Source organism: Collinsella sp. LCP19S3_B7 (assembly GCF_052121795.1).
Taxonomy (GTDB): Bacteria; Actinomycetota; Coriobacteriia; order Coriobacteriales; family Coriobacteriaceae; genus Collinsella.
Window position 1 is genome coordinate 1 of record NZ_JBQKDO010000009.1, and the last position, 12340, is coordinate 12340.

The following is a 12340-nucleotide window of genomic DNA, read 5'->3' on the forward strand; positions in this document are numbered from 1 at the left end:
ACGAGGCGAAGGCAGGTTAAACTGAAGGGGCTGACCCCGGAGGAGTTCCGGAACCAGCCCCTTGCGGCGTAGTTCTTATTTAAGCCGTCCAAGTTTTGGGGTGCAGTTCATCATGGGACCCTCGCCCGTTTTTGTTTTGGGCAATGTTTCGGCTGCGCCGCTACTTGCTGGCGGCCGCCTTCTTTGTGGTCGTCTTTTTCGCGGCAGCCTTCTTGGCAGTCGTCTTTTTCGCCGTGGTCTTCTTTGCCGTGCTCGCCTTAGTCGTGGTCTTGCGGCCGCGGGCGGGCTTCTTCTCCTTGGTCGGGCAGTCCATGTTCACGCAGATGCGCCACGGACCGCGCGCCGTGTTGACCACCACGATGGGGGCGCCGCACTCGGGGCAGGTCTCACCCGTCGCCTCGAGCTTACCGCGCGCCGGCAGAGGATAGCTCACGCCGCAGTCATCGTAGTTGGTGCAGCGAATAAAGCGCTTGCCGCTCTTCTCGCTCTTGTGCGCGATCAGGTCGCCATGGCGTCCGGCCTCGGCGCACACCTTGCACTCGCCCACCTTAAGGTCGGGCTCGTAGTTGGTGGGGCACGTCGGGTTCACGCAGATCTCGAAGGCCTTCTGGCGGAACGGCTGGCACTTAATGCGCGGCGCGCCGCATTCGGAGCACACGGCAGCCTCGCCCTCGAGCGGGCTCACCTTGACACCGCTCGGCACCGGATAGGTCACGTCGCAGTCGGGCCAGCCCATGCAGCCGATAAAGCTGCCGCGGGTCTTGGCGCTCGTCTTCATGACCAGATCCTTGCCGCACTTGGGGCAGGCGCCCACGCGCGCATCGGCCGTGACGGCATCGCTGATGGCGTCGCCCAGCTCCTGCGTATGCTTGAGCAGCTCATCGAGCACGCCGGCCAGCAGCGCGCGCGAGTGCGTCACGACATGCTCTTCGGTATCTTCGCCGCGCTCCACGCGGGTCATGTCGCCGTCGAGCTCGCTGGTCATATCGGGGCTCGTGATGCGCGGGGCAAACTGCGACAGTGCATCGATGATGGCGATACCCAGCTGACTCGGCTCCACGGGATCGTTTTTGAGGTAGCGCACGGCGTACAGGCGCTCGATGATGCTCGCGCGCGTGGACTTGGTGCCCAGGCCGCGCTTTTCCATCTCCTGCACGAGCTTGCCCTGGCTGTAGCGTGCGGGCGGCTCGGTCTGCTTGGCCTCGAGCTTAATGTCGAACACGTCGACCGTGTCGCCCTGCTCCAGCGGCGGCATCTGCTCGTCGCGCTTGAGTCCGTACGGGTATGCCTCGCGGAAACCCGGGGTCACGAGCACATCGCCCGAAGCCACGAACGGCTCGCCGTTCACGTCGAGCTCGAGCTTGGTGTTCTCGATGGTGGCGGGGCCCATAAGCGTCGCCAGGAAGCGACGAGCGATGAGGTCGTAGAGCTTGCGCTGGCCACCGTCGAGCATGGACGGATCGCCCTCGCCCGTGGGGTAGATAGGCGGGTGGTCGGTGGTCTCGACCTTGCCGCGCGTGGGCTTCATGGGACCGGCGAGCACCTTTTTGCATACGGGCGCCAGCGCCGGGTTGATCTTTGCAAGGTCACTCACCACGGCGCCCAGATCGAGCGTCGCGGGGTACACGGTGTTGTCGACACGCGGATAGCTGATAAGACCCGCCATGTAGAGGGACTCGGCGATGCGCATGGTGCGTGCGGGCGAGATGCCCTCGGCCGCAGCGGCAGCCTGCAGCGAGGTGGTCGCAAACGGCGTGGGCGGCTGCTGCTTGCGCGAGCGCTTGGTCACCGCGGCAACGGTTGCCGTCGCAACGCCGTCGACATGGCCGTACGCCATCTCGGCAGCATCCTTGTCGGTAAAACGCGCCGTCTTGTGCGCGATCTTAAAGCGGTCGTCCTCGGCAGCAGCCTGCGCGGCAGCCATGCCGCGGATCTGCCAGTAGTCCTCGGGCACAAACGCCATGCGCTCGCGCTCGCGCTCGACCACCAGGGCGAGCGTCGGGGTCTGCACGCGGCCGGCAGAACGCACGTTGCCAAAGCCGCCAAACTTGGCGAGCGTCAGGTAGCGCGTGAGCACCGCACCCCAAATGAGGTCGATGTGCTGACGGCTCTCGCCGGCATCGGCCAGGTTCTGGTCGAGCGAGACGAGGTTATCAAAGGCCTGCGTGATCTCGGCCTTGGTAAACGAAGAGTACTGGGCGCGGGCAACCGGCAAGTCGGGCGCAACCTCGCGCACCTTGTTGAGGGCGTCCGAACCAATCAGCTCGCCCTCGCGATCGAAGTCCGTGGCGATGATGACGCTGTCGGACTTCTTGGCAAGGTTCTTGAGCGAGCGAATGAGTTCTTTCTCGGCCGGCAGCTTGATAACGGGCGCCCAGGTAAGGTAGGGCAGGCTCTCGAGCTTCCAGCCTTTGATGGAGATACCGTCGGCAAGGAACGGTTTGCGCTTGGTGTCATAGGGCGGACGCGCCAGGCCATCGGGTATATCGGCCGGCAGCATCTCGCCGTCCTCGGTGACCGAATACCAACCCAGCTTTTTATCGAACAGTACGCTGTCGCAAAAATCGGGCGCAAGGATGTGCCCGGCAAGGCCGATTGTCACGCACTCCTCGCCCTTCCACTCAAAACGGTAGATGGCGGTGTTGTACACCTTGTCCTTTTTGGGCTTGCCCGTGGAAAGACGCTCGGCAATCTGACGCGCGGCGTCGTTTTTCTCGGCGATGATGAGCTTCAAAAGAGGCTCCTATCTCGTGTGTCTGCGGCTGCGCCCGCACGTACGACGGCCGACTTACGCCCTTGTTTGTTCGATCTGCCCGATGAGCCAATCGCACCAGGCATCCATGCCCTCGCCCTTGCGTGCGCTCACGACAAACCGCGGCGCCTGCGGATTGAGGTCATCGAGTGTCTTAGTATACCTATCCATGTCAAAATCGAAAGCCGGGGCCACATCGACCTTGTTGAGCAGCTGTGCGCCAGCGTGCTGGAAGATGCCCGGGTACTTAATGGGCTTGTCGTCGCCCTCGGGCACCGAGAGAATCATGATGGACAGGTTCTCGCCCAGGTCAAAGTCGACCGGACAGACCAGATTGCCCACGTTTTCGATAAAGATAACATCGATGTTTTGAAGGCCCACTGCCTGGTCGAACGCGTCGACGGCCTCCATGATCATGTTGCCCTCGAGGTGGCACAGACCGCCCGTGTTGATCTGAATGGCGGGCATGCCGGCTTCCTTCATGGTGATGGCGTCGACATCCGAGGCGATATCGCCCTCGATGACGGCACAGCGCAGGCCGGCTTTGTCGCGCAGGCGCTCGTTGGTGCCCAGAATCGTGGTGGTCTTACCAGAGCCGGGACTCGACAGCACATTGATCACATAGGTGCCTGTCTCTTTGAATCGCTGGCGCAGCTGATCTGCCAGGCGCTCATTGCGCGACAGAATCGGCGATGCGATATCAATAGTTTTCTCGGCCATACTCGGCACTCCTTACTTCTACCATTTATACCCCGTCCCCAAATGGCAGGCTGGTTAATTGTCGGGGGTTTCGATCTCGATGCTGGCGATGTCGAGCTCGCGGCCGTGCAGCAGGCGCACGTTGGTGCCGCCACACTGAGGACAGCGGCAATGGAAGCGGTCGTGCTCAAAGACCTCGCGGCAGTCCAGGCACTCACTTTGTGGATGGACTTCCTCCACGGCAAGCTCGCAGCCGCGCGTGAGTATGTCCTCGTCGCGAAACGTCTCCCACGCAAAGTCGAGCGCCTCACGCACAACTTCGGTCATATCCCCAATGCGCAGCGTTACCAAAACAGCGCGCGAGGCCCCCGCCCCACGCGCCGCGCGAATCACTGTATCGAGTATGCCGTTGACAATGCCAACCTCGTGCATACGGATTTACTCCTCGTCGTCGTCCTCGTCGTCGTTCGAGAACAGATCCAGACGGCTCACAAACAAGCCTTCCTTGCCATCGCGCGCGGTAATGACCACGCGGGCGATGGCGAGCGAAATCTCGTAGAGCGAGAGCAGGGCGCCATACATGAGACCCAGTGTAACGGGCGAGCCGTCGGGCGTAATCACAGCCGAGCCCGCAAGCAGGCCAACGTATACGTAACGCCAGGCACCGCGGAAGGCCGCATAGGACACGATATGGAAGACAGAAAGGTAGAAGATGATGAGCGGCAGCTCAAACGCCACACCAAAGCCGATCATAAAGAGCAGCTCCATGTTGACGTAGTTCTCCAGATCGGGCAGCGCCGTAGCGACGGCCGAGGTTTCGCCGATGAGCCACTCAAAGCCCGCAGGGATGATGATGAAGTAGCAAAAGATTGCGCCCAGGAAGAACAGCACCGTCGAGGCGAGCACCGTGGGAACAACCCACTTGCGCTCGTTGGGGCGAAGCGCCGGCAGGAAAAACGCCAGAATCTGCCAAATGATCATAGGCGTGCACATGACAACGGCCATCTTGAGAGCCAGCGAAAAGCGCAGACCAAAGCCGCCGAGCGTGGTGGTGATGTAGAACTTACCGTCCGGCACAAAAGAGCGGATGGGGTCTTCCAGGATGTCGAGCACCACGGGCGTGGCGAAATACAGCACGATGGCGGCGGCAAAGACTGACACGACCACGATGGTCAGGCGACGACGGAGCTCACCCAGATGATCGAAGAGCGGCATGCGCGCAGGTCCGATAGGCATCACTCATCGCCTCCCTTCGGGGCATGGGCGGCAGCGGCGTCGTCCTCGGCCTCGAGCTCGCGAGCGAGCTGGTCGACGACGGCCTTGCGCTTGCGGGGACGACGGGCGTAGAGGTCAGCCGTCGTGGGCTCTGCCGGCTCGGGCTCGGGCTCCGGCTCTGCAGCAGGCTCGGGCTCGACGGCGGCAGCGGCAGACTCGGGGCCCTCAGCCTCACCAGCAGCACCTTCGTCCTCGGCAGCACCCTCACTCGCGGCCTTCTCGGCGGCAAGGCGGGCACGGCGCTCGGCAAAGGTCTCCTTCTTTGCGGGCGCGGCCGTCTCGACGGCATCCTCGTCCGCATCGGAATCGTCATCGACGGCAGCCTTCTTGGGCTTGACCGGAGCCGAAGCGGCCTCGCTTACCGGATCGATAATCTCGGACTGAACAACAGCCGTCATCTTTTCCTGCGTCTCGCGGAACTGACGGATGGCACGGCCGATCGTGCGGCCCATCTGCGGGAGCTTATCCGGGCCAAACAGCAAAAAGCCGAAGACCACGATGATCGCGAGCTCACCCTCTCCAATACCAAACACACATACCTCCAAGGCTCGATGTGAGTCGAGCCCGCACCGCGCCATTCGGCCGGAACTCGTCTATTCATTCGGTCAAGTATAGCGCCCGGACGTCAAAACATCCGAGCGCATCACAAACATATACCAAACGGCACGCCCTTTTTGGGGCAGGGCTTATGCCGCCGTAATTGAAATCTCCTGGTCGACACCCAGCAACTGAACCACGCGCATCACCGGGGGCTGCACGTTGACGCAGCCAAACCGCTTGTCGTGATCGGCTGCGTGGTGCGCGGCGCCCACAAGTACGCCAATACCTGTCGAGTCGATATAGCTCACCTGGGCAAAGTCGAGCTCAACGGCCTCGGTGGGCTGCTCGAGCGCCAAGTCGATGGCGTTACGCAAGCTGTCGGCGTTAGAGATATCAATCTCACCGGTCACCCTGATGGTGTAGAGCTCCGGCGTGGGGTTGGTGGAAATACCCAAATCCATGTATACGCTCCTTTGCGTATCGAGAGTGCGGATGGTACTGGACGCGGATTTGCGGGGCCCTACGCGTTAGGCGCGCTCGGCACGAGCAAGCTCGGCAGCGACAAGCTTGACGGCCAGCACCAGCACGTCGAGTGCGGCCTCCAGGTCCTCGACCGTGGGATAACTCGGCGCGATGCGGATGTTGGTGTCGCGCGGATCCTTGCCATAAGGCCAGGTGGCACCTGCCGGCGTGAGCTTGACACCCAGGTCGGCGCAAAGCGCGGCGACCTTTTGGGCCGAGCCCTCGGGGCCATCAAAGCTCACAAAGTAGCCGCCGCGGGGATGCGTCCAAGTAGCGCAACCCGTATCGCCCAGGCCCTCAGTGAGCTTGCGCTCGACGGCCTCAAAGCGCGGACGCAAGAACTCGGCATGCTTTTTCATGTGCTCCTTGACCGCCTCGATGGTGGGAAGGAAGCGCACGTGGCGTAGCTGGTTGAGCTTGTCGGCGCTGATAAGACCGGCCTTCAGGCGCTTGGAGAACTCCGCGATGACCGCAGGACTCGCACCGATAAAGCCGATGCCCGCGCCCGGGAAGGTGATCTTGGACGTCGAGGCGAATGCCACCACGCGATCCTCGGTACCCGCCGCGCGGGCAAGATCGAAGATGTTGGCGAGCTCGTCGGTCTCGTCGTACAGGTCGTGCACGCAGTAGGCGTTGTCCCAAAAGATGCGAAAATCGGGCGCGGCCGTGGGCATCTCGACCAAGCGGCGCACGGTGTCCTCGCTAAAGGTGATGCCCGTGGGGTTGGAATACTTGGGCACGCACCAGATGCCCTTGATGGAGTCGTCGGTGGCAACCAGGCGCTCTACCTCGTCCATGTCGGGGCCGCTGCCGGTCATCGCGACGGGGACGTTCTCGATACCCAGGTCGGCGGTGATGCCAAAATGACGGTCGTAGCCGGGAACCGGGCACAGGAACTTGACCTTCTTACCGTCGTGCGCGGCCTCATAAGCCTCCCAAGGCTCGCTGCCGCACGAGCCGCAGCGCCAGAACATACCGGCGATATCGTGCTCGATCAAAAGGCTCGACGAACCCAGTACGAGCGTCTGATCGGCGGGGCAACCCAGGAACTCCCCCGCCAGCTTGCGTGCCGAGGGGATGCCCTCAAAGCAGCCGTAGTTGGAGCAGTCGACGTTACCGTCGTGCAGATCGGCGTCGGCATTGAGGATATCGAGCATGGGGCGCGAGATGTCCACCTGGGAGGGCGACGGCTTGCCGCGCGCCATGTCGAGCGCCAGGCCCTTGGCCTTGACCTCGGCAACCTCGGCTTTGAGCGCCTCGATGGCGGCATCGAGTTCGGTGGTTTCCATCTTCTGGTAGATCGTCTGCATGGGTGCGACCTTTCGCAAAGCGGGACGTTGCAGTTTGTCTAAGTATAGACCGCTACCGCCGCAACGGTATGAAGCCGTGATAGATTAAGTCCATCGCAATGAATTACGATATCCACCGTATGACCCATATAGCCGCATGGCACATCCAAGGAGGCAGTATGGAATACGGCTCTTTTCAAGCCGAGGAGTTCGGAGACCTGCAGCGTCTGGTCGACGGCTTGTTTTATGGCCGTAAGGCCATTGACCGCCTGGATCTAATCGTTCAGGCGGAGATCTTGGACCTGGCGCCCGATCTCATGGAAATCGTGAATCTTTTGCCGCCCGGCCACTACGACCGCCAATCGCTTTGCGACCAGCTTAACTCGGCCCTTGCCGCCCACGGCTGGGGCGCCGTCTACGGCACCGTGGAATAAAAATGGCAAATAAATGAAATGCCGTTTGTGACAGTGCTCACAAACGGCATTTTTTCACACGAGGGCATCCGGGGCATGTCCGGCCCCGGTTTTCGCGCTCCTACTCGTCCTTGGGCGAAGGATGCTTGCAGACCACGCTCATGTAGATCATGCCCAGCACGGCCGCGGTAACAGAACCGGCAAGAATGGCGGCCTTGGCGGCCAGAACCTCGAACTGGGCCGTCGGGAAGGCGAGGCCGCTGATGAGGATCGACATGGTAAAGCCGATGCCACCCAAAATGCCCACGCCGGCGATCATATGCCAGTTAACGTTATGAGGCAGCTCGCAAGCCTTAAGCTTGACCAGGGCAAACGTCACGCCAAAGATACCGATCGGCTTACCCAGCAGCATGCCAAAGTACACGCCGAGGGTCACCGGGTCGGTAAGCAGCACGCTCATGTCCACGCCCACAAGGCGAACCTGCGCGTTGACAAACGCAAAGATCGGCAGGATCACAAAGTTGACCGGCGTAGAGATCAGGCGCTCCATGCGGATGAGCGGCGGGGTCACACGATGCATGACACGCTCGACCTTGGTAGTCGAAAGGGTAAAGTCGTGCTGGCCCAGGATGTGCGCCTCGTCGTCGTAACGGTCGTCGAGCAACGGCAGGTACTCGCCTAGCCAATCGGTAAGGCTATCGAGCTTAACACCGCACTTGGCCGGAATGGTGAAGGCCAGGATGACACCGGCAAGCGTGGCGTGCACGCCGCTCTTAAACATGCAAAACCACAGCAGCAGACCAAGCACCGAGTACGGGGCAAGGCGATAATGCTGAGTCTTGTTGAGCCACACAAGTGCGCAGGTCACAACTGCAGCGGCACCCAGCCAAAACGGACTGGGGCTCTGGCCGTAGAAAATGGCGATGGCGGCGATGGAGATGAGGTCGTCGGCGATGGCGAGCGTCGAGAAGAACACGCGCACGCCGTTGGGCACGCGATTGCCCAAAAGCGACAGCACGCCCAGCGCAAAGGCAATATCGGTTGCCATGGGGATGGCCCAACCGTTGCGGGCGCCGGCATGGTTAAAGATCAGGTAGATGCAGGCGGGAACGACGACGCCGCCCACGGCTGCCAGCATGGGAAGCATGGCCTGACGCGGATTCTTGAGCTCGCCGACCGTCATCTCGTACTTAAGCTCAATGCCCACCAACAAAAAGAAGATCGCCATGAGAAAGTCGTTGACGAAAAGCTCGACGGTGAGGCCAGCCGTAAGGTTGCCCAGACCCACATACAGCGGGGTCTCCAAAAAGTGATGGATAGCCTCGTAGACATCGGTGTTGGCGCAGATAACGGCGGCGATGGCGGCGATGACCATGACGGCGGCGGAAATCGTGCCGTTCTCGGCGATGCGCTCCCAGATGTCATGACGTTCAAAGCGCTTGCGCTCACGAACGTTGAACAGCTGCTCAGTTGCTGCCATGGGCGGCTCCTTTCACGGGAAAGCTCCCGTCTTAAAAAAGCACGGCCCGCCCAAGTGGCGGCACCGCGCTCCAACGTATTACGCTTGCATCTAGCCTACCCTGCACGACAAGCACGCAGGCGTGGCCGAAAAGCGGAACCACAGGTTGAACATTATTTGCCCAGCGGTACGGGCGCCCCTGTCCAATAGAGGACGCGGTCCCGCGCACAAAAAACGACCGGAGCGCGGGGCGTCCGCGGTCCGGTCGTAGCAGGTTACAAAACCTAGCAGGCGGCCATGATGGGGGCAGCGACCTGCTTCTTACGGGAGAGGACGCCCGGCATCCAGACGCCGTCGTGCTCGTCGGCAATGCCCAGGCCCTTCTGAGCGGCCTCGGTCTCGCCCTCGAGCAGGACCTGCGAGCCCTCCTCCATGATGTCGGTGATGCACAGGACGATGCCGTCGGCACCCTTCTCGGCGGCGTAGGCGCGCATGGCCTCGCGGATCTCGTCGATCATGCCGAGCGCACGGCTCTTGTCGACGGTCTCGTACTGGCCGATGAGCAGCTTCTTGCCGGCGGGCCCGAACATCTTGATGTCGTTGCCGACCATCTCGGCTGCGGTGAAGGAGCCGGACGGACGGGTGAGGAAGACCTCCATGCCAAACTTGACCGGGTCGACGCCCACCTGCTCGCCGAGCTTGGCGGCGACGGCGCGGTCGACATCGGTGGTGGTGGGGCTCTTGAGCATGAGCGTGTCGGTCATCATGGCCGAGAGCAGCAGCTTGGCCTGAACGTCGGAAAGCTCAACGCCGAGCACGCCGGCGAGCTTAGTGACGATGGTGCAGCTGGAACCCCAGGGCAGGCAGATGTAGTGCAGCGGGCCGGCGCTCTCAAAGTCGCCGATGCGGTGATGGTCAACGACGCCAAAGACCGTGGCGTCCTTAAGGCCGGCGACGGACTGGGCGGACTCGTTGTGGTCGGTGAGAACGACAAGCTGGCCGGCCTCGACGGACTCAATCACGCGGGGCTCGGCAATGCCGGCGTCTGCGAGCAGCTTGGCGGACTCTGCCGGAAGCTGGCCAAGAGCGCAGACCTCATAGGTGTTGCCGGCATACTCAACCTGGTTGAGCAGCTGAGACAGAACGACGGCGCTCATGATGGCGTCGTTATCGGGGTTCTGGTGACCAAAGACAAGAACGTTTGCCATGGGTATCCTCCACTTGGTATGTGTACTTAGACGTAGCTATGGTAGCACGCTGGCAGCTGGCCTTTGGGGACGGAAGGGCCACGGCATATTTTGTGGCAGGTATGGGGGCCAAGGCTGTCCCTTTTGCACCATGTTGGTGCAAAGTAACCTGGCCCCCTTGCACCAGCTATTTACCGGCAGCGCGCAGGGCTACGTAGGCAGAACCGATGATGCCGGCGTCGTTTCCGAGCGAGGCAACCTTAATGGGCGTCTCGCGCGAGGCGGAAAGCGCGTAGCGCTGGAAGTACTCGCGAACCTTATCGAGGTAGACATCGGCCGAGGCGGAGGCGCCGCCGCCGATCAGGAACATCTCGGGATCGACCACGTTGGCAATAAGCGCCAGGGCACGGCCGAGATAGTCGGCCATGGTATCGGCCGCGGCCAGCGCGAGCTTATCACCCTCGCGGCAGGCTTGGAACACGTCCTTGGAATCGGAGGGGCCGGTGAGCTCGATGGGCTCGACGCCCGCCTTCTTGCACTCGGCAAGGTAGTTGCTCACCACGCCGGTGGCGCTGGAATACTGCTCCAGGTGGCCATGGCCGCCGCAGCCGCAAGTGCGCTCCTCAGCCGGATTCAGGCACATATGGCCAATCTCGCCGCCAGCGCCCACAACACCCGACACCACATCGCCGTTGACGATAACGCCGCCGCCCACGCCGGTACCGATGGTGACCATCACCACATTCTGCACGTCCTTGGCAGAACCGAGCCAAGCCTCGCCCATGGCAGCGGCGTTGGCATCGTTCTCGTACTTAACGACCGCATCGGGGCAGTGCTCCTGAATGGCGATCTTCAACTCGGGCAAGTTAATGGCAATGTTGGCCTTGACCTTGGCATCGCCCGCTGCCGGAATGGGGCACGGAACAGCAAGGCCAATGCCCGCCACAAAGGCGCGCGGAATCTGTGCCTTGGCGACCACCTGGTCGATAGCCTCGGTCACCGCGGCAAAGCCCGCAGCGTCAACGATGGGAGGCGTGGGCACGCTGACCTTCGCAAGCAGGTTGCCATCCCCGTCGAACAGGCCCTCCTTAACCGAAGTGCCGCCGACGTCGATGCCGATGTAGTACTGCTTAGGTTCCATAGGGGCCCGCCTTTCTCGTTTAAACATTGTCTGTATGGTACCGCTCCCAAGGCAAAAACCTACCAAAAAGGGACAGGTTTGTTTTGGTAGGTTTTATCTGAGGAAATGCAGAATACAGGATTCGGTTCGCTGGGTGCTAAATCGGTTCGGCCCCGTCCTCGGACCGATTAGATTTCTCAACACGACATTATTCGAATGTATATTTATTTAGAGCGCTTTTATTTTTAGCGCAAAGCGACTTTTAGTAATATATCTATCGAACTTTTCAATGACTCAATAGGGATACTTAGGTGTTGAGTATACTTTCTTTTATACTCAATCAAGTTGGAAAGGAGGTCTCATGATTCCCAAATACGAGGCGATAGCTGCAGATATTCGTCGAAGTATTGAGGATGGCGCTCTTAAACCAGGCGACAAGCTTCCCACCGTCGTTGAGTTCTGCGAGCTCTATAGCGTTTCCAAAATCACCGTCAAACGAGCTATCGAGCAAATCACCGAGGAAGGTCTTGTTACCAGCCGTCGTGGATCGGGTACCTACGTTAAGGACACGGCGGGACTTCCCGGCCAAGCGTTTTTCCAGGGCAAAAACGACCGTGCCCAGGGCTTTTCGTATGAGCACCGCGGGGAGAAGGTGACCTCGGTGGTCTACGATTTCTCGATTGTTAATCCACCAGCGGACATCGCAGCCCAGCTGGGAATTGCCGAGGATGACTTTGCCTATCACATCGTGCGCGTGCGTCAGGCCGATGAGAAGCCCATCGTTATCGAGTACACCTACATGCCCCTCGAGCTGATTCCGGGCCTTAAAAAGAAGGACCTGTACGGATCGGTCTACCGCTTTGTCCGCGAGCAATGTGGGCTGAAGATCTCGAGCTTCCACCGTATCATTCGCGCCGTGGCAGCAACCGAGGAAGAAGCCGAGCGCCTGGACACCAAACCTGGCTCTCCCCTGCTCGAGCTCAACCAGATTGGCTTTTTGGACAGCGGCGCGGCCTTTGAGTATTCGGTCTCGCGCAACGTTGGCGACCGCTTTGAGTTGCACAACGTAACGTTGGCATAGGTT

Annotated in this window: 13 protein-coding genes; 3 read left to right on the forward strand and 10 right to left on the reverse strand. The window is 61.0% G+C overall.

Annotated features, from left to right (window positions below):
• A partial coding sequence (locus tag ACTQW0_RS05020; RefSeq protein ID WP_441038702.1) for an IS3 family transposase occupies nucleotides 1-72 on the forward strand: 72 nt, incomplete at its 5' end.
• Nucleotides 73-160: 88 nt separating this feature from the next.
• On the opposite strand, the gene ACTQW0_RS05025 is transcribed toward ACTQW0_RS05020, so the two are convergent.
• The 7 genes from ACTQW0_RS05025 to ACTQW0_RS05055 all read right to left on the reverse strand — a co-directional run bounded on the left by ACTQW0_RS05025 (nucleotide 161) and on the right by ACTQW0_RS05055 (nucleotide 7098).
• Nucleotides 161-2734 carry a DNA topoisomerase I gene (locus ACTQW0_RS05025; RefSeq protein ID WP_441567176.1) on the reverse strand — a complete coding sequence of 858 codons (2574 nt, stop codon included), beginning with the start codon at nucleotides 2732-2734 and terminating at the stop codon, nucleotides 161-163.
• Between the two features lie 54 nt (nucleotides 2735-2788).
• Nucleotides 2789-3472, reverse strand: a complete 684-nt coding sequence (hypB, locus tag ACTQW0_RS05030) for a hydrogenase nickel incorporation protein HypB (RefSeq protein WP_441567178.1) — start codon at nucleotides 3470-3472, stop codon at nucleotides 2789-2791.
• A 54-nt stretch (nucleotides 3473-3526) separates the two neighbouring features.
• The gene (gene hypA / locus ACTQW0_RS05035) at nucleotides 3527-3883 is read right to left on the reverse strand and encodes a hydrogenase maturation nickel metallochaperone HypA (RefSeq protein ID WP_441567180.1); all 357 of its coding nucleotides are present in this window, start codon (nucleotides 3881-3883) and stop codon (nucleotides 3527-3529) included.
• Nucleotides 3884-3889: 6 nt separating this feature from the next.
• Nucleotides 3890-4687, reverse strand: a complete 798-nt coding sequence (gene tatC, locus ACTQW0_RS05040) for a twin-arginine translocase subunit TatC (protein ID WP_427718932.1) — start codon at nucleotides 4685-4687, stop codon at nucleotides 3890-3892.
• On the reverse strand, nucleotides 4687-5259 hold the full coding sequence (locus ACTQW0_RS05045) for a twin-arginine translocase TatA/TatE family subunit (protein WP_427718929.1): 573 nt from the start codon (nucleotides 5257-5259) through the stop codon (nucleotides 4687-4689). Before ACTQW0_RS05045 ends, tatC begins: the two co-directional genes overlap by 1 nt.
• Nucleotides 5260-5412: 153 nt before the next feature.
• Entirely contained in the window at nucleotides 5413-5727 is a 315-nt protein-coding gene (locus ACTQW0_RS05050; RefSeq protein ID WP_154515032.1) for an STAS domain-containing protein, read from the reverse strand.
• A gap of 66 nt (nucleotides 5728-5793) precedes the next feature.
• Nucleotides 5794-7098: an aminotransferase class I/II-fold pyridoxal phosphate-dependent enzyme gene (locus ACTQW0_RS05055; protein WP_441567182.1), complete on the reverse strand. Its 1305-nt coding sequence runs from the start codon at nucleotides 7096-7098 to the stop codon at nucleotides 5794-5796.
• A gap of 158 nt (nucleotides 7099-7256) precedes the next feature.
• On the opposite strand from ACTQW0_RS05055, the gene ACTQW0_RS05060 reads away from it, so the two are divergent.
• Nucleotides 7257-7511: a hypothetical protein gene (locus tag ACTQW0_RS05060; protein ID WP_441537198.1), complete on the forward strand. Its 255-nt coding sequence runs from the start codon at nucleotides 7257-7259 to the stop codon at nucleotides 7509-7511.
• A 100-nt stretch (nucleotides 7512-7611) separates the two neighbouring features.
• Here the strand turns inward: ACTQW0_RS05060 and nhaA are convergent, their stop codons facing one another.
• The 3 genes from nhaA to ACTQW0_RS05075 form a co-directional block, all read right to left on the reverse strand.
• Nucleotides 7612-8970, reverse strand: coding sequence for a Na+/H+ antiporter NhaA (gene nhaA / locus ACTQW0_RS05065; protein ID WP_154515038.1), 1359 nt, complete (start codon nucleotides 8968-8970; stop codon nucleotides 7612-7614).
• A 263-nt stretch (nucleotides 8971-9233) separates the two neighbouring features.
• Complete coding sequence (locus ACTQW0_RS05070; protein ID WP_441567184.1) at nucleotides 9234-10157, reverse strand: manganese-dependent inorganic pyrophosphatase; 924 nt, start codon at nucleotides 10155-10157, stop codon at nucleotides 9234-9236.
• A gap of 166 nt (nucleotides 10158-10323) precedes the next feature.
• Nucleotides 10324-11277 carry an ROK family protein gene (locus ACTQW0_RS05075; protein WP_427728539.1) on the reverse strand — a complete coding sequence of 318 codons (954 nt, stop codon included), beginning with the start codon at nucleotides 11275-11277 and terminating at the stop codon, nucleotides 10324-10326.
• Nucleotides 11278-11617: 340 nt separating this feature from the next.
• Here ACTQW0_RS05075 and ACTQW0_RS05080 point away from each other — a divergent pair, with 340 nt between their 5' ends.
• Nucleotides 11618-12337: a GntR family transcriptional regulator gene (locus ACTQW0_RS05080; RefSeq protein ID WP_427795091.1), complete on the forward strand. Its 720-nt coding sequence runs from the start codon at nucleotides 11618-11620 to the stop codon at nucleotides 12335-12337.
• Nucleotides 12338-12340 lie beyond the last annotated feature (3 nt).